14 protein-coding genes are annotated in these 22,707 nt (G+C 61.3%); 9 read left to right on the top strand and 5 right to left on the bottom strand.

The genetic code is table 11. The annotated features are described in order from the left end of the window. Window positions 1-22: 22 nt before the first annotated feature. Complete coding sequence (locus tag DW899_RS01200) at window positions 23-934, top strand: CPBP family intramembrane glutamic endopeptidase (protein ID WP_147329348.1); 912 nt, start codon at window positions 23-25, stop codon at window positions 932-934. Here the strand turns inward: DW899_RS01200 and DW899_RS01205 are convergent. Further along, a complete protein-coding gene (locus tag DW899_RS01205) occupies window positions 931-3,063 on the bottom strand; it encodes a YgiQ family radical SAM protein (RefSeq protein ID WP_233503843.1) in 2,133 nt (710 codons plus the stop codon). The genes DW899_RS01200 and DW899_RS01205 overlap by 4 nt on opposite strands. A 250-nt stretch (window positions 3,064-3,313) precedes the next feature. Between DW899_RS01205 and DW899_RS01210 the strand changes: the two genes are divergently transcribed. Next, window positions 3,314-4,030: a YoaK family protein gene (locus DW899_RS01210; RefSeq protein ID WP_089572184.1), complete on the top strand. Its 717-nt coding sequence runs from the start codon at window positions 3,314-3,316 to the stop codon at window positions 4,028-4,030. A 122-nt stretch (window positions 4,031-4,152) separates the two neighbouring features. Here the strand turns inward: DW899_RS01210 and DW899_RS01215 are convergent, their stop codons facing one another. Next, window positions 4,153-4,692, bottom strand: coding sequence for a hypothetical protein (locus tag DW899_RS01215; protein WP_147329349.1), 540 nt, complete (start codon window positions 4,690-4,692; stop codon window positions 4,153-4,155). Between the two features lie 412 nt (window positions 4,693-5,104). Here DW899_RS01215 and fucO point away from each other — a divergent pair, with 412 nt between their 5' ends. Both fucO and DW899_RS01225 read left to right on the top strand, forming a co-directional pair. Further along, window positions 5,105-6,271 carry a lactaldehyde reductase gene (gene fucO, locus DW899_RS01220; protein WP_022094861.1) on the top strand — a complete coding sequence of 389 codons (1,167 nt, stop codon included), beginning with the start codon at window positions 5,105-5,107 and terminating at the stop codon, window positions 6,269-6,271. A gap of 274 nt (window positions 6,272-6,545) precedes the next feature. After that, a complete protein-coding gene (locus tag DW899_RS01225) occupies window positions 6,546-7,565 on the top strand; it encodes a M42 family metallopeptidase (RefSeq protein WP_117583964.1) in 1,020 nt (339 codons plus the stop codon). A gap of 92 nt (window positions 7,566-7,657) precedes the next feature. Here DW899_RS01225 and mnmA read toward each other — a convergent pair whose 3' ends face one another. Both mnmA and cysK read right to left on the bottom strand, forming a co-directional pair. After that, window positions 7,658-8,881 carry a tRNA 2-thiouridine(34) synthase MnmA gene (mnmA, locus tag DW899_RS01230; protein ID WP_255413309.1) on the bottom strand — a complete coding sequence of 408 codons (1,224 nt, stop codon included), beginning with the start codon at window positions 8,879-8,881 and terminating at the stop codon, window positions 7,658-7,660. Between the two features lie 57 nt (window positions 8,882-8,938). Then, on the bottom strand, window positions 8,939-9,877 hold the full coding sequence (cysK, locus tag DW899_RS01235) for a cysteine synthase A (protein WP_055250951.1): 939 nt from the start codon (window positions 9,875-9,877) through the stop codon (window positions 8,939-8,941). Window positions 9,878-10,130: 253 nt separating this feature from the next. Between cysK and DW899_RS01240 the strand changes: the two genes are divergently transcribed. Next, window positions 10,131-10,559, top strand: a complete 429-nt coding sequence (locus tag DW899_RS01240) for an Rrf2 family transcriptional regulator (protein ID WP_117583966.1) — start codon at window positions 10,131-10,133, stop codon at window positions 10,557-10,559. Window positions 10,560-10,696: 137 nt separating this feature from the next. Here DW899_RS01240 and DW899_RS01245 read toward each other — a convergent pair whose 3' ends face one another. Further along, the gene (locus DW899_RS01245) at window positions 10,697-11,062 is read right to left on the bottom strand and encodes a phage holin family protein (RefSeq protein ID WP_117583967.1); all 366 of its coding nucleotides are present in this window, start codon (window positions 11,060-11,062) and stop codon (window positions 10,697-10,699) included. A gap of 323 nt (window positions 11,063-11,385) precedes the next feature. Between DW899_RS01245 and DW899_RS01250 the strand changes: the two genes are divergently transcribed. The 4 genes from DW899_RS01250 to dnaE all read left to right on the top strand — a co-directional run bounded on the left by DW899_RS01250 (window position 11,386) and on the right by dnaE (window position 22,681). Further along, window positions 11,386-11,685, top strand: a complete 300-nt coding sequence (locus DW899_RS01250) for a YerC/YecD family TrpR-related protein (RefSeq protein ID WP_022094855.1) — start codon at window positions 11,386-11,388, stop codon at window positions 11,683-11,685. 219 nt (window positions 11,686-11,904) lie between these two features. Continuing rightward, on the top strand, window positions 11,905-15,075 hold the full coding sequence (locus DW899_RS01255; protein WP_117583968.1) for a PD-(D/E)XK nuclease family protein: 3,171 nt from the start codon (window positions 11,905-11,907) through the stop codon (window positions 15,073-15,075). A gap of 3 nt (window positions 15,076-15,078) precedes the next feature. After that, a complete protein-coding gene (locus DW899_RS01260) occupies window positions 15,079-18,702 on the top strand; it encodes a UvrD-helicase domain-containing protein (protein ID WP_117583969.1) in 3,624 nt (1,207 codons plus the stop codon). 175 nt (window positions 18,703-18,877) lie between these two features. Continuing rightward, entirely contained in the window at window positions 18,878-22,681 is a 3,804-nt protein-coding gene (dnaE, locus tag DW899_RS01265) for a DNA polymerase III subunit alpha (protein ID WP_117716861.1), read from the top strand. Window positions 22,682-22,707: the final 26 nt, after the last annotated feature.

Below are 22,707 nucleotides of genomic sequence, written 5' to 3' on the forward strand. Positions count from 1 at the left end.
GCCGGGTTTTGAGGAGGTTGGCATGCTCAATGCGATGATTTGGGCGCTTGCCTGTTTTGGCGTCGTCGCTGCCGATATCGCCCTGAGCGTGGTTTTGTTCTCCGCTCTGGGCGTCGCATCGGTGTTCATGGGCTTTTCGATTGACGGCCTCGATATTCAATTGCTTCAGGCTGTCGCGCAGACGGCATCGTTTTTAATGGCGCTGCTGTGGTGGCGTTATCTGTGGCCGCGTTCGTTTATGGCACGCCGGCAATGCGCGCATCCGCTCGGCGGGGGAGCGCGTGGGGCGTGGAAGCGCATCGCCTGCGTTATCGTGATCGGCCTTGCCCTGCAGGTGGTCGTTGGCTACGTGACCGACGCCGTGCTGTCGCTGTTGCCCGAGGCTGCGGCCGACTACAGCGAGCTTGTCGAGGAAACAGGCATGGGCGACACCAGCTATCTCGCCGTCCTGACTACGGTGCTCGGCGCCCCATTTTGTGAAGAGCTGCTGGTACGCGGCATTATTTTTGAGTTTTCGCTTCGAGCGTTTAATCCGCAGTGCCGCCCACTTTGGAAGCGCCGGCGTCGTGCGGGTGCGCAGGACGGCGCCATGGTGCCCTGGGCGGCCCCGAGCACGTGGGGTATCACCGCGGCGATTGTGCTGCAGGCGGCAATCTTCGGTTTTATGCACATGAATTGGGTGCAAGGTTGCTACGCGGGTGCCGCTGGCCTCATCTTTGGTTGGGTGCTCGTGACGACCGGAAAGCTCCGCTACACGATCCTGCTGCACTTCGCCTTTAATGCCGGGTCGTATCTCATGACGTTGCTCTGGTTTGTGAACACGCCGTTCGACGTGGCAATTACGGTCGCCATCGCCGGCGTCATCCTCGTTGAGGCAATGCGGTCGCTGCGCCGCGCGTGTGGGATGGATGCAGCGAGCGCACCGCTGCCCTAGTTGCGACGCCCGCCGCCGTTGGCGCCCTGTCGCCCCTGGGCCGCGCGATTGCGCCCGGCGGTGTTCTGCGCACGCGACATGCCACCGTGCCCCTTGCTGCCTTTGGGTCCCTTGCCAGCGCCGCCAACGCCACCGTGGGCCTTGCCGCCCTTCTTGCCGGTGCCATGCCCCCCGCCGGCAGATGTCTCGCCCGGGCGCGGCGGCACGGGGCGAATCAGGCAATGCTTGGTGTAGCCAATCAGATCGCGGCGGCCGGCTTTTTCCAGCGCCTCACGCACGAGCTTGTAGTTCTCGGGCTTGCGGTATTGGATGAGCGCACGCTGCATGGCCTTCTCGTGTGGGTCGCGTGCCACGTAGATCGGCTTCATGGTGCGTGGGTCCACGCCGGTGTAGTACATGCAGGTCGACATGGTGGACGGCGTGGGGTAGAAGTCCTGCACCTGCTCGGGCATGTAGCCCATGTCGCGCACGGCCTCGGCAAGGTCCACGGCTTCCTTCATCGTTGAACCGGGGTGGCTCGAGATTAGGTACGGCACCACATACTGCTTGAGTCCGTATTCGCGGTTCAGGCGTTCAAATTTACGGCAGAACGCGTCGTAGACGGCGCGGCTCGGCTTGCCCATCACGGAGAGCACCGCGTCGCTCACGTGCTCGGGCGCTACGCGTAGCTGGCCCGAGACATGGTGTTCCAGCAGCTCGCGCAAAAACTCGTCCGAGGCGTCGGCCATGGTGTAGTCAAAGCGGATGCCGCTGCGCACGAAGACCTTCTTGACGCCTGGCAGCTGGCGCAGGTCGCGCAACAGCTGCGTGTAGCCGCTCTCGTCGACCACCATGTTCTTGCACACGCTCGGCCACAGGCAGCGCTTGTTCTTGCACACGCCGTGCTTGAGCTGTTTGTCGCAGGCAGGACGGCTAAAGTTGGCCGTCGGTCCGCCCACGTCGTTGATGTAGCCCTTAAACTCGGGGTCGCGCGTGAGTAGCTCGGCCTCGCGCATAATCGAATCGTGGCTACGCATCTGCAGCACGCGGCCCTGGTGGAAGGTCAGCGCGCAAAACGAGCACTCACCAAAGCAGCCGCGGTTAGAGCTGATGGAAAACTTGATCTCGGCAAAGGCCGGCACGCCGCCTGCCGCGTCGTAATCGGGATGCCAATCGCGTGCGTAGGGGAGTTCGGCAACCTCGTCCATCTCATCGGTGGTGAGCGTCGCCGACGGCGGGTTCTGCACCACATAGACGCTGTTGGGGTAGGGCTCTACCAGGCGGTGTCCGGTGATGGGATCCATGTTCTGCTGCTGCACATTAAAGCTGCGCGCGTAGTTGAGCTTGTCGGCGGCAAGGTCGTCCCAGCTGGGCAGCAGGTCGTAGTCGTAGACCTCGTCGAGCGAGTTGGTACGGTAGACGGTGCCGTTGATATAGGTGATTTGGTCGACGGGCAGGCCCGCGTCGAGCGCGTCGGCGATCTCGACGATCGCGTGCTCGCCCATGCCGTAGATGAGGATGTCGGCGCCCGAGTCGAGCAGCACCGAGCGCTTGAGCTTATCCTGCCAGTAGTCGTAGTGGGCCAGACGACGCAGGCTCGCCTCGATGCCGCCGATGATGATGGGCGCGTCCTTGAACGTTTGGCGGATGAGGTTGCCGTAGACCGTGACGGCGCGGTTGGGGCGGTGCCCCTCTTTACCGCCAGGGGTGTAGGCATCGGTGTGGCGACGATGCTTGGTCACCGAGTAGTGATTGACCATGGAGTCCATGTTGCCGGCGGAGACCAGAAAGCCCAGGCGCGGCTCGCCGAGCACGGTGATACTGGCGGGATCGGTCCAGTCGGGCTGACAGATAATGCCCACTTTGTAGCCGTGTGCGTCGAGCACGCGGCTGACGATGGCCATGCCAAAGCTGGGATGGTCCACGTAGGCGTCGCCGCAGATGTAGACGAAGTCGCACTGGTCCCAGCCACGCGCATCCATGTCGGCGCGGCTGACGGGGAGGAACTTGTCGCGGCCCGGACGCCAGGGGCGGACGGGTGTCGCCTTGACGGTTGTGGCCTGTGCCTTACCGCCGCGCTTTTGCTGCTGGCCCTGTTTGCCCTGCTGACTGCGCTGGTTGTTCTGAGCGTGCTGAGGCTTTTTTGCCACGATCCCTCCCGGTGTTTGTATGCTGCACGTAATTGTAACCAGTCTTTTTAGGACGGGGCTAAAAAGACTGGTGGAGTACACGAGGTCTCGGGTGTCGGTGCCGCGCCCGCCGTTTGTTTCCAGACTGTGTATCTGCGCGTTGGAGAACCCGTCTCGCGCGTACGCCATGTTGTCAATGGGTTACAGTATGAACGGCGGCTATGTTTCCGCCAACGCACGAGAGAGTCGTCAACAAGGAGGATGCACGACGATGCAGCGTGCCAAACAGATATCGGAATCCATTGAGCTGGGCATCATCTTGGCGCTCGCCGGTGGCTTTATGGATGTGTATTCGTACATTGGGCGCGACCATGTTTTCGCCAACGCGCAGACGGGCAACATCCTGCTGGTGGGCGTGAGCATCTCGGAGGGCAATTGGGCACTTGCGGGGCGTTACTTCTTCCCTGTGGTTTCGTTTGCTGTGGGCATTATGCTTGCCGACCTGGTACACGAGCGTTTTGGCAGCGTGATCCACTGGCGTCAGGTGACGGTGTTCTTTGAAGCCGTCATCTTGCTGGGCGTGAGTTTTATTCCCGGTGGCGATTTCAACCTGCTCGCCAACTGCCTTACTTCGTTTGCCTGCGGTATGCAGGTCGAGAGCTTCCGCAAGATTCATGGACACGGCATCGCCACGACCATGTGTATCGGCAACCTCCGTAATGCCTTGCAAAACGTGGACGACTACATCATTACCCACAAGCGCGGCTTTTTGGAAAACGGCCTGCTGTACTTTGGCGTGATCTTTACCTTTGTGTTTGGCGCCGTGTTGGGCAACTGGTGTATTGAGCGCATGGGCCTGCACGCCATCGTCGTGGCGAGCGTGCTGCTGTTTGTCGCGTTTGCCATCATGTTTATCGACCGCGAGCGCGACTTGCGTTTTCGCTGGAAGGTTGCGGCCGAGGCTTGGAAAGAGGGCTGCCGAAAGTAACCGAATGCGGCAAAGAGACAGCCCCTTTGCCGCATTATTTTTCATCTCTATGTAGTACAGCTTCAGGAGCCAGAAAAAAACTATCTAGCTCCTGAATGTTGTTACGAACTGCTTTTTGCAATTTATTCGAGATGCTCTTCAATCCGAGCCCTCAGAAGGGCAATGGCTGTGGGTATTCCAATTGCGGCGGCTAATTCGGCTTTATCCAAAACCTGTATGTTAAAGCACGATTGTTTATCACATTGAAGGACGTTAACTGAAGATAGCTTCACTTCCCGTTGACTGAATATATCGTAATCTCCAAATAGGAAGTTACCTTTTATTGTGTAATTCGGTATGTTCGTTACGCACTTCATCTCAAGTCTGTTTAGGCCATAATCGAACACCGCAACTTCCTTGTGTTCGATGATGAGCGCAACCCTGGGCATGTTACTAAAACCACCGTCGACGACAGTAAAGAGCTTTTCATTTGCATCGTCATAAACGGTGTATTTAAGACTCAATAGCTGTCCTAGTGGACCCGTGAACCCATGTCTTTTGATGTTGAGGTTGTCTCCCGCTGGGTTGACGAGAGCCAGAGCATGCGGATAAGGGTTACCTTCAATTGAGATTCGATATTCGTTTGTAGCCGTCTTGCTCGATTTAGGACCAGTAGCCTTCACGCGTCATCGCCTCGATTGAATTGGAACCGTCTTCTGCTTCGTGCGGAGAATTACGCTGTATGTTGCAGTACATGCAGCTGCAATAACCGCATGGGCAATTTCTAACAAAATGAATGACACTATTTGCTGCATGCATATTAATTACTATAAAGTATCCTTTTATAAACGTATTGTCAAACATATATTGCTAAAAAAGAAACAATTTATAGACTGAGTTGGTCGTATTCTTTGGGCAATTGCTCCTATAATCTAGCCTTCGCTGCAGTCGGGAGGGAAGGACTGGGGCTCCGTTATTATGTTGAAACGCTTTAACACTTTTGACGTTCTCATGCATTTTTTGTTTCAAAAGCGTTAGGATGGGACTCATAGCGTGGGGCGTAATGGGCGCCCCGCACACGATGGGAGGCTATCAATGGCTAATCGTTTCGTTCTCAACACCATTTCTTATCATGGTTCTGGCGCCATCAAGGAGATCCCCGGCGAGCTCCAGCGTCGTGGCTACAAGAAGATCTTCGTCTGCTCCGACCCCGATCTGGTCAAGTTTGGCGTTACCGCCAAGGTAACCGACGAGCTCGACGCCGCCGGTATTGCTTGGAGCCTCTACTCCGAGATTAAGCCCAACCCCACCATCCAGAACGTCAAGGACGGCGTCGAGGCCTTTAAGGCCGCCGAGGCTGACGCTATCGTGACCATCGGTGGTGGCTCCTCCATGGACACCGCCAAGGCTATCGGCATCATCATCAACAACCCCGAGTTCGCCGATGTCCGCAGCCTCGAGGGCGTTGCTCCGACTAAGAACCACGCTGTGTTCACCATCGCCGTGCCGACGACCGCCGGTACCGCTGCCGAGGTGACCATCAACTACGTTATCACCGACCCCGAGAAGGTCCGCAAGTTCGTGTGCGTCGATACCAACGACGCCCCCGAGGTCGCCGTCGTCGACCCCGACATGATGGCTTCCATGCCCGCCGGCCTGACCGCTTCCACCGGCATGGACGCTCTGACCCACGCTATCGAGGGCTACACCACCAAGGGCGCTTGGGAGCTCTCCGACATGTTCCACTTTGAGGCTATTAAGCTGATCAGCGAGAACCTGCGCGACTCCGTTGCCGAGGCCAAGTCCGGTCAGCCCGGCTCCGGCCGCGAGGGCATGGCTCTTGGCCAGTATGTCGCCGGCATGGGCTTCTCCAATGTCGGCCTGGGCATCGACCACGCCATGGCTCACACCCTGTCCGCTCACTACGACACCCCGCACGGCGTCGCTTGCGCCATGCTGCTGCCGATCGCTATGGAGTTCAACAAGCCGGTTTGCGCCGAGCGCCTGGCCAAGGTTGCCGTTGCCATGGGTGTTGACACCACGGGCATGAGCACCGACGAGGCTGCCGACGCCGCCATCGCCGCCGTCAAGCAGCTCTCCGCCGACGTGAACATCCCGCATGTCTGCGAGGCCATGAAGGCCGACGAGATCGAGGTCCTGGCCAAGGACGCCATGGCTGACGCCTGCTTCCCGGGCAACCCGCGCGAGGCGACGCTCGACGACGTCATCGAGCTCTTCAAGAAGATCTGCCCGGCTGCTTAACCTGGTTCGGCGGGCCCCGCCCGTTAGCCCCAGAATCGTCCTCGGACATGTCGGAGGCCCCGCTGCGCACTACGTGCGGCGGGGCCTCCTTCTGTCCTGCGGAAAGATTCTGGGGCTAACGGGCGGGGCCCGCCGGCTCGTTGTCGTGGCGGGCGCTGTTCGGAAGAGCTCGATGGGTCATCTCGCTGGGTAAATATTTGTGCGTGATGGTATCGTTGTTGGGGCTTTTACTGATTACGGGATGTTGACTTTGGAGTTGTGGATGGTGTCCCAAATGGATTCTACGCTTGGTTTTATTACTGACCAGCTTAAGACGCTGACTTCTATTGCCTCGCCTACGGGCTATACCCGTGCGGCTACTGACTATCTAATGGAAACGTTGCGCGATATGGGCTTTGGCCCCGAGCGCTCCAATAAGGGCAACGTGTTGGTTGAGCTTGGTGGTGAGGGCGAGCCGCTTGTCCTGGCGAGCCATGTCGATACCCTGGGCGCTATGGTGCGCTCCATCAAGGACAATGGTCGCCTGCGTCCCACGACGCTCGGCGGGCATCAGTGGTCTACGGCCGATGGCGAGAACTGCACCGTTTATACGCGCGATGGCAATAACTACACGGGTGTGGTCCTCAATACCGAGCCTTCGGCGCATGTGGCCGATGAGCCGGTCAAAACCATCGAGAAGAACATGGAGATCTTGCTCGACGAGAATGTCGACAGTAAGGACGACGTGCTTGAGCTGGGTATTCAGACGGGCGATATCATCGCTATGGATCCGCGTACCACGGTGACGGAGAGCGGCTACATTAAGAGTCGCTTCCTGGATGACAAACTGTCGGCGTCGATTCTACTGGGTCTGGCCCGCGCCGTTGCTGACGGCGAGGTGACCCTTTCGCGCAAGGTTTCGCTGCTCTTTACGGTGTACGAGGAGGTCGGCCACGGCGGTGCCTTTGTGCCGGCTGACACGCGCGAGATGATCAGCGTGGACATGGGCTGCGTGGGTGACGACCTGGGCTGCACCGAGCGCATGGTTTCGATTTGCGCTAAGGATTCGGGTGGCCCCTACAACTACGACCTGGTAACCACGCTGTCCAACATCGCGCGCGAGCTCGAGCTCGATTACGCCATCGACGTGTACCCGCATTACGGCTCGGACGTCGAGGCCACGCTCTCGGCCGGCTACGACATTCGCCATGGTCTGATCGGCCCCGGCGTGTACGCGAGCCACAACTACGAGCGCAGCCACATCGACGGCGTGCGCAATACCTACGAGCTGGTTCGTGCCTACGTTCAGCGCTAGACGCATCGACAATGCTCATCGAGCCTGCCGCCCCGGTTGTTGCAGCGATGCCAGCCGGGGCGTCCTCTATAACTTGCGGTGGCGGGGAGCTGTTATTTGATGGCTGACGTAACGGTGCCGCCGCCCAGGACGATGTCGCCGCGGTAGACGACGACTGCCTGGCCGGGGGCGATGGCTCGCTGTGGCTCGTCAAAAGTTAGCAGCATTTGCCCGTCTTCGCCACGTGTAAGGGTTGCTGCCTGGTCCTTTTGACGGTAGCGGTACTTGGCGCCCACGCGGATGCCGCCGGCATCCAGCTCGGCCTCCATGCGGTCGGCAGGGGCGCTCCAGATCCAGTCGTTGGCCGTGAGCGCCGTGGCCGTCAGGTCCTCTGCCTCGCCCAGATGTACGGTGTTGTTGACGGCGTCGACACCCGTTACGTACACGGGATGCGCCATCGCGACGCCCAGGCCCTTGCGCTGGCCGATGGTGTAGCGCAGCGCGCCGTTGTGGCGCCCGACCACGCTGCCGTCGCGCCACACAATGTCGCCCGGTGCAGCGGGATGTTCGCAACGGCGCTCGATATAGCCCGCGTAGTCACCGTCTGGAATAAAGCAGATGTCCTCGCTTTCGGCCTTCTGGGCGTTGGTAAAGCCCTGCTCGGCGGCTATGCGGCGCACGTCGCGCTCTTTGTCTAGGCCTGCCAGCGGAAAGATCGTGTGCGCCAGGCGCTCCTGCGTGAGCGAATACAAAAAGTAACTCTGGTCCTTTTTGGGGTCCTCGCCGCGATGCAGCTGCCAGGTGCCGTCGGGCGCCTGGCTCGTTTTGGCATAGTGGCCTGTGGCGATGTAGTCGCAGCCCATATCCAGCGCCGCATCCAGCAACGCGCCAAACTTAATATGGCGGTTGCAGATGATGCACGGATTGGGCGTCAGCCCCTCCTGGTAGGCGTTCATAAAACGCTCGACAACGTTGCGGTCGAAGGTTTGCTGCAAGTCGAGCACGTGATGGGGTATCCCCAGGCGCTCGGCGACGGCCTTTGCATCGGCGATGTCGCGGTCGACCTTACTCATGCCCGTGGTGGGATCGGGCGCGGGGCAGGTGAGGCGCATGGTGGCACCGACACATTCGTAACCCTGACTTTTGAGCAGATACGCGGTCACGCTGGAATCGACGCCGCCGCTCATGGCGACGAGCACGCGCTTGTTGTGCATGGGGAGGTTCTCCTTGGTGGCATGTGGCCAAAAAAGAAAAGCGGCGCGGGAGGCTGGTTCCGCGCCGCAGACATTGTAGCAAGTTCGGGCGTCCTGTGGGACACCCTGTTGGGATGAGCTCAGGCTGCCAGAAGAGAGGGGAGACCGGCGTGCCTTGGACTCGTTCTAAGAACGAGAGCTCTAGTCCTGGAAGAGTGCCGTGGACAGGTAGCGCTCGCCGGTGTCGGCGAGCAGCGCCACGATGGTCTTGCCCTCGTTCTCGGGGCGCTTGGCCAGCTGCAGTGCGGCCCACACGGCGGCGCCGGACGAAATGCCCACGAGCACGCCCTCCTTGTGGCCCACGGCGCGGCCGGTGGCAAAGGCGTCGTCGTTCTCGACGGGGATGATCTCGTCGTAGACCTGGGTGTCGAGGACGTCGGGCACAAAGCCGGCACCGATACCCTGGATCTTGTGCGGGCCGGCCTGGCCCTTAGAGAGCACCGGGGAGGTGGCGGGCTCGACGGCGACGACCTGAATCTCGGGGTTTTGCTCCTTGAGGAACTCGCCCACGCCGGTCACGGTGCCGCCGGTGCCGACGCCGGCGACGAAGATGTCGACCTTGCCGTCGGTGTCGTCCCAGATCTCGGGGCCGGTCGTGGCCTTGTGAATGGCCGGGTTCGCGGGGTTCACAAACTGGCCGGCGATGATGCTGTTGGGGGTCTCCTTCTGCAACTCTTCGGCCTTGGCGATAGCGCCCTTCATGCCTTTGGAGCCGTCGGTGAGCACGAGCTGCGCACCGTATGCCTGCATCAGCTTGCGGCGCTCGACGGACATGGTCTCGGGCATGGTGATGATCACCTTGTAGCCGCGGGCGGCCGCCACCGAGGCGATGCCGACGCCGGTGTTGCCGCTCGTGGGCTCGATGATGGTGTAGTCGCCGCCACGCACGAGCTTGCCTGCCTTCTCGGCCTCGTCAATCATGTTCTTGGCGACGCGGTCTTTAACGGATCCGGCGGGGTTGAAGTATTCCAGCTTGACGAGCACGCGGGCCTTGAGGTCCTCATCGGCCTCAAAGTGGGTGAGCTCCAGAAGCGGAGTGTGGCCGATAAGCTGATCAATGGATGTGTACACATTGCTCATGGTGAACCTCCAAAGTGTTCAAATGACTGGATACCGTGTGGTTTTACGGTGTGTGTAGCAACGAAACCCACAAACCTTATGGGTTGTTCGTTTTGCTGTTGGCAAGCATAGTAGGCACTAAAGCCTAGTAATGCAATAGGAAATAGAAGATTATTACGAGTCGATTAACCATCTTGACGGGAATAGGTATTTTCAAAACCAATTTTTCGGCTAGAATTTCTACGAATTAAAAGACCGAAAGGCAGCAATATATATGTTGGTTTCCACAAAGGGCAGATATGCCCTGCGCGTTATGGTCGACTTGGCCGAGCATCAGGCGGCAGGCCGCATTCCCCTCAAAGAGATCGCCGCGCGTCAGGGGATTTCGGAGAAATATTTGGAGAACATTTTGGCTACGCTCGTGCGCGCCAATATGCTCTCGGGCATGCGCGGCAAGGGCGGCGGCTACGTGCTCACGCGCCCGCCCGAGCAGTACACGGTGGGCGAGATCCTGCGCCTGACCGAGGGTAGCCTAGCACCGGTCGCATGCCTGGACGGCGACTGCAAAGGTTGCTCGCGATCTGATGAGTGTCCTACACTCGATGTTTGGAAGAACCTGGACAAGCTCATCAACGACTACCTCGACGGCGTGACACTCGATACGCTCGTTGCCCCCAACGAGGGCTACGACTACGTCATCTAGCCCCACCTGCTATTGGGGGACGGGGCAGAAATGGTAGATTTTCTTGTCCTCTGAGGCTTGGCAAATGACAAGGCCGCCCATCGTTGCGATGGACGGCCTTCGTTTTGGCGTGTTGTGGCGGCCCGTATCCGGTCGCTTTAGTTCCTGGCGATGCTGTCGAGAATGCTGCGCATGATGGATACCAGGATGCTGCCCATAAACGCCGATCCAAAGCTGGCGATGGAGATACCCGCGCCCAGCAGATTGACCGACAGGTAGCTGGCCAGCTCGAGCATAAAGCTGTTGACCACAAGCTGAAAAATACCAAGCGTGATAATAGTGAGTGGCAGCGAGATGACCGTCAGGAACGGCTTAACGAGCGAGTCGACGATGTTGAGGAACAGTCCCACGAAGGCAAAGCAGACCCAGGCGTCGGCCATGCCGAAGGGCTGAATGCCGGGGACGAGAAACGTTGCGATCGCGATGGCGATTGAGGTCAAAAGCCAGTTGAGCATAAAGCGCATGGTGTGAATCCTTTCTTGCGCATGGCGTGGTGAGGGAGCGTGAGAGGCACATGCCTTTGCAACTCGGACAGATGCTCGGGCACGGCTCTGTTTGGGCGCCCATTGTCTCAGATATTCGTGGAGCTTGCGTGCGCATTCGGTTTCAAAACGGCGTTCGTCCTAGAAAACGCGCCGCTGGCAGAGAGTTTTGTCGCTTTAGTTTGGTGGTGTGCTAAACTGCTACGGGCAAAAGCCACAGGCGTTGCCCTATTGCATAGAACGGGCGAACGATGCCCGATGTCAGTATCAACTTCGATGCCTTTTGGCGGGTTTGGCGGTGATCGATGAATATCGAGAACATGTTTGACAAGCCTGATGTCAAGCAGCTGGTCCACGCATTTAGCCTTTTGGACGACGAGAAAGATATCCAAGCGTTTTTGACCGATATCTGCACGCCGCGCGAGATTTGCGATCTATCGCAGCGTCTGCAGGTCGCGCGTTATCTGGACGAGGGCGAGCCCTATGTTGAGGTTCAGGCGCGTACCGGCGCTTCGTCCACCACGGTGAGCCGTGTGTCCAAGGCGCTCAACGGCGAGTACGGTGGCTACCGCAAAATCCTCATTAAGCTGGAGGATGGCGAGTAGGCCGCGCCAAAAACGAATTGTGCAAAACCGCTCCTCCGGGGGCGGTTTTTTGATCCCTTAAGGACGGAGGAAAACGGATCACCGGGTTAGACTGACCCCTTCGGTGATCCGTTTTCCTCCGTCCCCAAGGGATCAAATCTGTTGGCGTGGGGCAAATCTGTCCGCGTGGGCGGGTAGGATGGATACATTGATTATTGCGAACAGTTTGAGCGGAGGACCATGCCTGTTCGAATCTATACCACCAATGCCGGCACGGATTTGAGCGATGCCGAGTCGGCGTTGCTTGCCGACCTTATTGCCCGCCATGGACGTGCCGTGCTTCTGGCGTCAACGTTTGCCGAGCTCGACCTGTGTCGCCATGATGCGGCGGAAGCCGGGATTTCGCTGGGTATTGACTACAAAACGCCTACATCGTGGCTTCGCTCGCTTTGGGAGCTTTTGGGCGACGGGCGCGGTTTCGTCGACAACCTGCAGCGTCAGATGCTGTTCTCGGACATGGTCACGCGTCTCGACGATGCCGACCTGCAGCCGCTTTCGCGCAGCCAGGGCACAGTGCGCATGCTTGCGCGCATGGCCCGCGACGTGTTGCCGGGCGTTGCGGGGACGACGGCCGAGCGATGCCGTGGCAACAATTGCCAGCCTGAGCCAAAAAGCGATGCCGAGGCTCGTGTGTTCGAGCTTTTGCGTGCCTACGCGGGTGGTTTGGACCGTCGAGATATGGTCGAGCCCTGCGAGGCGGCTGACATTATGGCCGATGCCCTGGCCGATAACCTGCCGGCGTGCACCCGCGCCGTATGCGTGCGCGGTATCACGTCGATTACGCACGGCCTGCTCGAGCTGCTGTCTGCCGTGGCGAACAATGGGGGGGAGGTCGTCGTACTGCTTGCCTGCGAGCAGGCGGCGATGCGCGAGGAGCTTGCCGCGGCATTTGATGCCCGCGGTGTGCTGTTCGAGGCCGCGCCGCTGAGGGAGGACGCCGTCGCGTCTGATGCCGCTTGCGGGACCGCCGCTCAGCCTGCCTTTATTGAGGTCGCCGGCCCCCATGCCCGTGCCCATGCTTATGCGGACGCCATCGATACGTTGGTGAAAACGCACAAGGAGTCCAAGGACGATAAAGCTACTGCAACGCCCGCTGACCCCGTGCGCGTGCTCGTTGTTTCTGCCCGGGCACCCCAGCTGTTCGGTGAGCTCGCCTCTCGTCTGGCGGCCCGTCATATCGCTGCCGAGACAGTTGAGTTCACGGCGTTTTCTCAATCCATTGCGGGCAGGCAGTTCACGGCGCTCGCCAACCTGATCGAGCGTATGAAGGCCGCCGACGAAGGGGCAGCTTCTAAGACTGAGTGGTGGCCCGCGCCGGAGCTTACCGACTGGATTTACAGTCCGCTTTCGGGCGCTGATGCCGTCAATGCCCGTACCTTCGATAAGAATATGCGTCTCTCGCGCAGCAAGACTACCGCGGGCGTTAAGAGCCTGCTGCAGAGCGTCCAAGGCCAGGTGAGGGGCGCGCGCAAGGCGGCGAGCGACGAGAACTGGTTTAAGAACGTGCCGTGCGTGGTCTCGGACGTGTTCCAGGCGCTGTGGCGTGACAAGCCCGTGACGGCGCTCAAGGCCATGCTTGCCGTTGCCGAGGCACTGCCCGATCGCGCGCTTGGTGGTCTCGACGGCCAGGCCCGTCGCCAGGCGGAGGTGGCCCTGCTGCGCCACGCGATCGACATCCTTATGAACGATGCTCGCGCGCTCGACGTGTCGCAGGCCGCGACCGTGCCCGTGCTCGATGGCATTCGCACCAAGGTGGACAAGCGTAGCACCGCCTACGATTACGAGACCTACGAGGTTGACCGTGCGCCACGTGCCCAGGTTCGCTTTACTTCGCTTGCCGATGCGGCGGCCCTGCGCCCCGATAGCTACGATGCCGTGCTGTTTGCCGACGTCGACCTGGACAGTTATCCGCTCTCACATGAGGAGGGCCCGCTGGCAACGCTGACGGCGAGCCTCGGTCGCGAGGGCGTGACGCTTGAGCCTGCGGCCTTGCTGCGCGCACGCTTTGGCCGCGCGATACAAGCGTCGCGTGGTCCGGTTACGCTCGCCCGTGTGACCCACGATCGTCAGGCGCGCGAGTGCTATCCGGCGGCCGTGTGGACCGAGTTGCGGGCGCATGCCGAGGCCGCTAACGATGCTAAGGCCGCTGACGCCGACAAGGCCGCTGACGCCGACAAGGCCGCTGACGACGCTAAGGCCGTTGGCGCCGACAAGGCGAAGTGTGTGGGTGAGGGCGATATCGTAAGGGACTTCGATCCCGCGGCAGGCGAAGGTCTTAGGCGCGAGCGCGTGACCTGCGAAGCTCCTCAGCACCTGAGCGATGAAGCCATTCCGTATTTGGTCCTGCGTCGTCGCGATGGCGAGGGCGAGGATGCGCCGCTGGTGCCGCGCCTGACGTCTGCCTCGCAGATCGAGGCCTATTCGACCTGCCCGCTATGCTGGTTCGTCTCGTACCGCGTGAAGCCCCAGTCGATCGACGCTGGCTTTGGCAATATGGAGAAGGGCAACTTTGTCCACGACGTGCTGGAACACTTGCATGCCCGTCTGCCCCAGGAGGGCATGGAGCGCGTGACACCCATGAATCTGCCACGCGCGAAGGAGCTGCTGCGCGAGGTCTTTGACGAGACCTTGGCCGAGCATGCGGGCAAGCGCGGTACCGAGGGCCCGCTCGTGCCGCTCTCCCCGGTGGAGGAGCGCCAGGTGGCCGAGATTTTGCCGCAGCTGGAGGGCGTTCTTGCCTACGAGTCCGAGGCGCTCGCGCCCTTCGCGCCGCGCTACCTGGAGTTTGCGTTCAACGAGCTCCAGGTCGAGTATGCCGGCTGGCCGCTCGGCGGGCGCATCGACCGCGTGGATGTGGATGCCGAGAATCGCGCCGTGGTAATCGACTACAAGCATCGCACGGGCGTTGAGGAGTTTAAACTCGCCGACCCCACGGTGCGCGACGAGGAATCGGGCGAGGCCGCCATCGACGACCCGCGGTGGCTGCCGCCCCATACCCAGACGCTTATCTATGCGCAGGCCATGCGCCGGGCGCTGGATCTGGATGCCCGTGCGGCGCTCTATTTTTCGACCAAGGGCGGCAAACCGGCGCTGCGCGGCGCCGCGAGTGCCGAGCTGCTCGAGGAAGAGCGCGGCGACGGCCGCATCCCGGGGCTTAAGAAGGGCTTTCCCGGCGAGGGTGGCAGCATGGACTTCGACGCCCTGCTCGATCGCGTGGAGGCCGGCATCGCCGAGCGCCTGCACGAACTCGAGGCAGGCGACGTTGCCGCCGTCGACCCGACGTCGGCTCAGGCCGCGCATGCGCGCTGCTCGTATAACCACGAAGGAACGTTTGTAAGAAGGGACGTGTAGACCATGGATCTTTCGACTTTGATGCCGCAACAGCTGCAGATCGTCAAAACGCTCGACCGTCCGCTGTTTGTCTCGGCGGGTGCCGGTTCGGGCAAGACCTTTACCCTCACGCGCCGCATCGTCTACGCGCTCTCGCCCGAATCCGGTCCGTTCGTTGAGCATCTGGACCAGGTGCTCGCCATTACCTTTACCAAAGACGCCGCGGCCGAGATCCGTGACCGTGTGCGCCGCACGCTCATCGACGAGGGCATGGACGAGGAAGCCCTGACCGTCGACGATGCGTGGATCTCGACCATTCACGGCATGTGCTCGCGTATCCTGCGCGCACATGCGTTGGAGCTGGGCATCGATCCCGAGTTCACGGTGCTCACCGATACCGACGAGCTTATGGACCAGGCTGTTGAGCATGTGCTGGCCCGCGCGACGGCGCCCGATGCCGCCCCCGAGCTCGCCGCTTCGCTTAAGGCCCTCTACGCTTGGTATCCCATGGCGGGCGAGGGTGGGCCGTTTGGCGCCGGTACCACCATTAAAGGGCTGGTGCGTGAGCTGCTGGAGCTCTCGAGCCAGCTGCCGGGCGGTATGGACGACGTGTGCGTGGCGCGCGGCCAGGCCGATACCTCGGCACTCGCCGATGCCTATCGTGCGGCGCTGGGCGCAAGCAAGGCCGCGACCGAGAAAGCGCAGGTGGCACTCGATGCCATCGACGCGTTTGAGGCGAGCGGCAAAACCATGGAGGATGCGGCGCGACTCATGATGTCGTGCAGCATGCCTCGGGCGAGCAAGGCGTTTTCTAAGGAGCAGGTGGAGCTACTCAAGGCCGAGGCTGCCGATGCGTTTATCAATATCGTGCTGGCCTGCGGTGGTCCCGCGCTCGATGCGCTGGCGGGGCTTGCTCGTGCTGTGGAGGCGGAATACCGCGCGCTCAAGGCTGACCAGTCCGCGCTTGATAACAACGACCTGCTGCGCATGGCGTACGAGGCGCTGCGCGATTATCCCGCCATCCGAGCGGCCTATGAGGGTCGCTTTAAGATGGTCATGATCGATGAGTTCCAGGATACCGACCAGATGCAGGTCGATTTGATCCGTCACCTGACGGGCGCGGGGGAGCGCGCACTGTGCACCGTAGGCGATGCGCAGCAGTCGATCTACCGCTTCCGTGGTGCCGAGGTCGAGGTATTCCGTCGCCAGGAGCGCAAGGTGGGTTCGACGACGGCGTCCGAGACGGTCGCCACGTCCGATGCCCCCGCCGGCGAGCTCGTCAAGCTTGTACGCAACTTCCGCAGCCACGACGAGGTGCTGCGCTATGTGGCGCGCGTCTTTGACGGCGACACCGGTGGTTTGATGCAGGGGTTCTTGGATCTTGAACCGAGCGACGAACGCGAGGACAAGCTCAAGGCGAAGGCATCGCGCCGCCAGGCGATTTTCGTTGCCGGTGGCAGTACGCAGGAGCGAACGCAGGCGAAAGCTCGTGCGATTGCGGAGCGATTCCAAGCACTCGTTAAAGCGGGCCAGCCCCAGGGCAGCATGGTCCTGCTGCTGGGCCGCATGACCAACGCCGATGTCTATGCGCAGGCCTTCCGCGACCAGGGGCTCGACTGCGTGATCGCAGGCGGCTCGGTCTTTGCCCAGGCAGCCGAGGTGCAGACGGTGCGTGCCCTGGTGTGCGCGCTTGCTAACCCGGCCGATACGGCGCAGGGTCTTATGCCGCTGCTGGCCTCGCCGATGTTTGCGCTCGGCGCTCAGGAGTTCCTGGCGCTGGCGACCAAGCTGGACGACCAGACGGGGGAAACCTCGCGCCGCAACATCGACGTGGGCATCATGAGCGATTCCGATGTGCCGGGTTTGCAAGACTTGCCGCTCGTGACGCGCGCCCGCGAGGTGCTGCGGTATGCGCTCCGTCGCGTGGGCCGCGATTCGTTCGCCGCCATCGCGCGCGACGTGGTCAACGCCTCCGGCTGGTTTGTACGTCTGGCACAGCGTGGTCCCGAGGGCAAGGCCATTGCCGCCAACGTGCTCAAGGCGCTCGACGCCGTGGCCGAGGCAGAGGCCGAGCTCGGCAACTCGCCGCGCTCCATTGCGCTCGCCTTCGACCGCTTCTTGGCGGGCAAGGAGGCCCCGGGCGCGCTCAACGAGGAGGGCGACGGCGCGGTACGCATCATGACGGTGCATGCGTCCAAGGGTCTGGAGTATCCGGTCGTAGCGGTTGCCGAGTGTTTTGGCGTGCGTAAGTCCTCGGGTGCGGCACAGATGGGTCGCGTCGAGGGCGGAGCGCAGATCGTGGCGCTGCCGGCACGCTTCGACGGCGTTAAGCTCGCCGACGGAACCTTTGTGAAGGGCGACGACGTCAAAAAGCAGTTTGAGCATGCGTTTAAGGGCAAGGGCACGTCGTTGTGGCTGCCGCCAGAGCTCATGGAGGACGTCTGTGCGACGGGCTCTCCCGCCGAGGCATTTGCCCGCCTGCGCGACGACGACCTGCAGCTTTCGCTCGAGGAGCGGGCCCGCTTGCTCTATGTTGCCATGACGCGTGCGCGAGAGCTGGTGATCTTGGCGATGGATGCCGGCGTGAGCCGCGGCAAGCTGTGCGCGCCGACCTTCGACGTCGAGACCGATCTGACCTATGACGTGCTGCGTCGTATTCTGCCTACCGACGCTCTGGACATGCCGCAGCTCGATGCCGACCGCCTGGTGTTCGACAACTCCCAGCCGGGCGACTACGAGCTCATTTCGCTCGCGGACTTTTCCTTTGGCGAGCAGGCGTTTGAGGCCAACGCTTCGCTGGATGCCGAGGGCAGGCTTGTTCGCGGCGATGTCGATACAGATACTGCCGACGATTCGGCCAGTACAATCGTCCCCGGTCCTGCCGACCCCGAACCCGATGCGTTCGAGCTCGTGCATCCCCAAGCGGTGGGCGTACGCATGGGCATCTGCCCGTATCCGGTGCGCGATTCGTACAGCTACTCGTCAATTGCCGCGGCGCTGCATGCCGAGTCCGAGGACCGTGCCACCGAGGCGCATGTGCCCATGGACGAGGCTGGCGATGATGCGGAGTCTGATGGTTCCGAGATGGCGGATGCAGACGTGGCCGCTGTCGAGCCCGCCGGCAATCCCATGGCGCTGGGCTCGGCCTTCCACGCCGCCTGCCAGTGGCTGATCGAGATGGGTGCCGATGCGCTGCCCGCCGAGCGTGCCGACGCCCTGGCTCGCCTGTGGCGCCTGACGCCGGAACAGCGCGAACGCTTCGACGTTGCCCTGGATCGCTGGCTCAAGTCGGCGGTCCGTGCCGAGCTGCTTGCCTGGCCGTGCGTTCGCGCCGAGGTGCCGTTCTTTTCGCTGGGCTGCGAGGACGAGGACATCGCTCGCTACGGTGCATATGCCGAGGGCGCCATCGATGCTTTGGCGACGAACCCGGCGGATTCGTCACGCGCGCTGGTCATCGACTACAAGACGGGCGGCACACCGGACGAGACGCCGGAACAGCTGCAGGAGAAGCACGCCCTGCAGGCGCGCGTTTACGCTGATGTTCTGCACAAGGCGGGCTTTGAGGCCGTGACCGTCAAGTTCGTCCGCGTGGAGCAAGTCGACCCCGCCAACCCGTGCGAGCCTCAGGTGGTCACCTACAGCCTCTAGCCCTCAATAACTTGCGGTGGAATACGGACTGTTTTGGCCAAAAAAGCCGCCAAACAGTCCGCATTTCACCGCAACTGCGTGAGGAGCCGTGTGGGTTTGGCTAGGTTCGGGTGCCGTCCGCGCCGTGCGGTAAAATCGTTCAGTCAGAACACGAACCCGCATCGGAGCTCATCACATGGCATTCGTCCATCTGCACAATCACACTGTTTTCTCCATGCTCGACGGCGCAACCCGTATCCAGGATATGGTCAACCGTGCCGTTGAGCTTGGCATGCCTGCCGTGGCCATTACCGATCACGGCTACATGTATGGCGTGCCCGACTTGGCGCTGGCCTGCGACGCCGTTAACCACAACACGCCCGAGTACAAAACCTGGAGCCACGACAAGGCCTTCTTGGAAAAGGACCGCCGCGACGAGCTGGTGGAGCCCGACCCCGAGGAAAACCCGCGCGAGCATGCCCAGTACGTTAAGGACATGGCTATGTGGGACGAGAAGGGCAATATCGACGAGCTCAAGCCGCCCCTGGTCATCAAGCCCATCTTTGGCTGCGAGGTCTACTTTACGCCGGACGAGACCCTTGCCCGCGACCATAAGCCCGAGCTCTACCACATGATCCTCCTGGCCAAGGACCAGGAGGGCTACGTCAACCTGATGCAGACGGTTTCCGAGGCCGCCGTGCAGGGCTTTTACTACAAGCCCCGCGTGACGCTCGACAACCTGCGCCGCCATGCCAAGGGCATGATCTGCACGAGCGCCTGCATCGCGGGCATCATTCCCAAATACATCGACCGCGGTGACATGGAGGGCGCCATCAAGTGGGCCGAGACCTTCCGCGATACCTTCGAACCCGGCGACTTTTATATCGAGATCCAGGAACACGGCATCACCACCGACAACGGCCTGACCGATGAGCAGATGGACCGCACGCTCATCGACATCGCCAAGCAGGTAGGCGTCAAGGTCATCGCCACCAACGACTTCCACTACCTGCGCCGCGAGGACGCTCCCGTGCAGGACGTCATCATGTGCATCGGCATGAACGCCAAGGTCGACGACCCCAACCGCATGCGCATGACTGGCTCGGAGTTTTACATGAAGACCGAGGAGGAGATGCGGGCGATGTTCCCGTATTGCCCCGAGGCCTGCGACAACACGCTCGAGATCGCCGACAAGTGCTACGTCGAGCTGGACTGGGACTCCATCATCCTGCCGCGCTTCCCGTTGCTCGACCCCGGCGAGACGCACGAGAGTCAGTTCCGCCGCGAGTGCGAGAAGGGCCTGCGCCAGCACTACGGTGACGACTGGGCCACGCGCGAGATCGGTGGCGTCAACATCAAAGAGCGCTTTGAGTACGAATACAAAGTCATCTGCGACAAGGGCTTTGCCGCCTACTTTTTGATTGTTGCCGAGTACGTGCAATGGGCCAAAGACAACGGCATCGGCGTCGGCCCCGGCCGTGGCTCGGCTGCCGGCGCTATCGTCGCCTACGCCATGAACATCACCGCGTTCGATCCGCTCGAGAACGGCCTGATGTTCGAGAGGTTCCTGTCCCCGCAGCGTACCGAGATGCCCGATATCGATATGGACTTCGACGATGAGCGGCGCCTCGAGGTCGTGGAGCACGTTCGCCAGCTCTACGGCCCCGAGAAGGTCACCCACGTCATCACCTACTCGACCATTAAGGCCAAGCAGGCCATCAACGACGCCGCTCGCGTCCTGGACTACCCGGTCTACATGGGCCAGCGTCTGTCCAAGATGGTCTCGAGCGACCCCAAGGTCAAGCTCAAGCAGGTGCTCGAAAAGCAACCCGGCAAAGAGGACCTGTTTAACCCCGATTTTGCCGAGGCATATAAAAAGGACGACGACGCCCGCCGCATCATCGACACGGCGCTCTCAATCGAGGGCCTCACCCGTGGCGAGGGCGTGCACGCGTGCGCCGTTCTGATCTGCCGCGACCCCGTCAACGAGCACGTGCCCACCAAGCTCGATACCAAGGGCGGCGTCGAGATTACCCAGTACGAGGGCCATACCGTCGCCGACATGGGCCTGCTCAAGATGGACTTCCTGGGCCTGCGCACGCTGACGGTTATCTCCAAGGCCAAGGCAAACATCAAAAAGAACTTTGGCATCGACATCAAAGAGGAAGAGATTCCCTTTGACGATCCCGAGATCTTTAAGCTCATGGGCTCCGGCCACACCGCCGGCGTCTTCCAGGTCGAGTCCGCCGGCATGACGGCCACGATCAAGAACATGAAGCCCACCGAGTACAAACACGTCGTGGCATTGATCGCTCTGTACCGCCCGGGCCCGCTGGGCGCCGGCATGGTCTCGTCCTACATCAACCGTATGAACGGCAAGGAACCGGCGGTTTCCTACGACGACCGCCTGGACGACATCCTGGGCGAAACCTACGGCACCATGGTCTACCAGGAGCAGGTTATGCTCATCTCCGTCGAGATGTGTGGCTTCTCCAAGGGCGAATCGGACTCGCGTATCCGTAAACCCGTGGCTAAGAAAAAGATCAAGCTGCTCACGTCGACGGTGCTGCACTGGGAGGATGGCTCGGACGAGACCACCTACGACCACTGGATGAACGGCGCTATCAAGAACAACTACACGCGCGAGGTCGCCCAGAAGATTTGGGACGATGTTCTCGAGTTCGCATCTTACGCCTTTAACAAGTCGCACTCCGCCGGCTACGCCATCCTGGTTATGCAGACGGCGTGGCTCAAGGCGCACTATCCGCACGAGTACATGGCGGCCGTTCTGACGTCCTACACGGGCAAGACCGACAAGATCGTTCATTACGTCTCGGCGTGCCGTCACGACGGCATCCCCGTGCTTTCGCCAGATGTCAATGAGTCCGGTACCGAGTTCACGGCTACCAAGGAGGGCGTGCGCTTTGGTCTGGCCGGCATCCGCGGCGTGGGCACCGGCGTGGCGCAGGCGATTATCGCCGAGCGCGAGGCGGGCGGTCCGTTTAAGACGCTGCACGATTTTGTCGAGCGCGTGGACTCGAGCCAGGCCAACCGCCGCGTGATCGAATCGCTCATCAAGGCAGGCGCCTTCGACTCCACGGGGTATCCGCGTCGCCAGATGATGCACTTTGTGGACAAGAACAACCCCGAGAACATCATCGATGCCGCGGTAAAGCGCCAGAAGGATCGCGCGAGCGGCCAGACGTCGTTCTTCGATATGTTTGGCGACGTTGAGGGCTCGGGCTTTGAGGTGAGCGTGCCCGATCCGGATGGCCAGGAATGGGACCGCCACCTTAAGTTGAGTCAGGAGAAGGAGGTTCTGGGCATCTATGTCTCGGACCACCCGCTGCGCCCGTTTGAGTATGCACTAGCCAAGGCGCGTGACTTCTCGTTCTCGCAGATCGACACCGGCTACGAAGTTCAGAATCCTACGGGCGGCACCATCAACCAGGAAATTCCCGAGGGCAAGGCGCTGTGGTGGGCCGGCATGGTCTCGAGCGTGTCCAAGCGCGTGACCAAAAACGGTGACCCCATGGGCATCGTGCAGCTCGAGGACATGGAAGGCGAGGCCACGGTCGTGGTGTTCCCCAAGACCTACAAGGAGGCCGAGGGGTACCTGTACGGCGAGGTCGATCCCGAGACCGGCGCGCAGCTGTCCGATGCCTTTGTGCGCATTAAGGGCAAACTCGAGCGCTCGGACCGCGGCGACCAGATCATCGCGCAGGAGATCGTGCCGCTCGAGCTTAACGAGGAGAACAACAAGCCCAAGGTGTTTGAGGTCATGGTGCCCAACAGCCGCTTTAGCCAGGGCAATATGGCGCGCCTGGCCACGGTGCTCACCGCTAACCCGGGCGGCGACCGCGTGGAGATCTTTATCGAGCAGGTGGACGGGCGCGTGCTGCGTGCCGAGGTACCTGCCAAGGTCAACGCGCGTTCGATTCCGCTGCTGGCCGAGGCCAAGGCCATTGTGGGTAACCAGGGTCGCGTGACGGTGATCTAAGCTACCCCGGGTGAGATTGGAGGAAG

It is taken from the genome of Collinsella sp. AM41-2BH (assembly GCF_003468085.1).
GTDB lineage: Bacteria > Actinomycetota > Coriobacteriia > Coriobacteriales > Coriobacteriaceae > Collinsella.

Excerpts from the sequence above, each read along its gene's own strand:
- dnaE (WP_117716861.1), top strand. The coding sequence starts at position 18,878 with ATGGCATTCGTCCATCTGCACAATCACACTGTTTTCTCCATGCTCGAC.
- DW899_RS01250 (WP_022094855.1), top strand. The coding sequence starts at position 11,386 with ATGAATATCGAGAACATGTTTGACAAGCCTGATGTCAAGCAGCTGGTC.
- DW899_RS01245 (WP_117583967.1), bottom strand. The coding sequence starts at position 11,062 with ATGCGCTTTATGCTCAACTGGCTTTTGACCTCAATCGCCATCGCGATC.
- DW899_RS01240 (WP_117583966.1), top strand. The coding sequence starts at position 10,131 with ATGTTGGTTTCCACAAAGGGCAGATATGCCCTGCGCGTTATGGTCGAC.
- DW899_RS01260 (WP_117583969.1), top strand. The coding sequence starts at position 15,079 with ATGGATCTTTCGACTTTGATGCCGCAACAGCTGCAGATCGTCAAAACG.
- cysK (WP_055250951.1), bottom strand. The coding sequence starts at position 9,877 with ATGAGCAATGTGTACACATCCATTGATCAGCTTATCGGCCACACTCCG.
- fucO (WP_022094861.1), top strand. The coding sequence starts at position 5,105 with ATGGCTAATCGTTTCGTTCTCAACACCATTTCTTATCATGGTTCTGGC.
- DW899_RS01210 (WP_089572184.1), top strand. The coding sequence starts at position 3,314 with ATGCAGCGTGCCAAACAGATATCGGAATCCATTGAGCTGGGCATCATC.
- DW899_RS01255 (WP_117583968.1), top strand. The coding sequence starts at position 11,905 with ATGCCTGTTCGAATCTATACCACCAATGCCGGCACGGATTTGAGCGAT.
- DW899_RS01200 (WP_147329348.1), top strand. The coding sequence starts at position 23 with ATGCTCAATGCGATGATTTGGGCGCTTGCCTGTTTTGGCGTCGTCGCT.
- DW899_RS01225 (WP_117583964.1), top strand. The coding sequence starts at position 6,546 with ATGGATTCTACGCTTGGTTTTATTACTGACCAGCTTAAGACGCTGACT.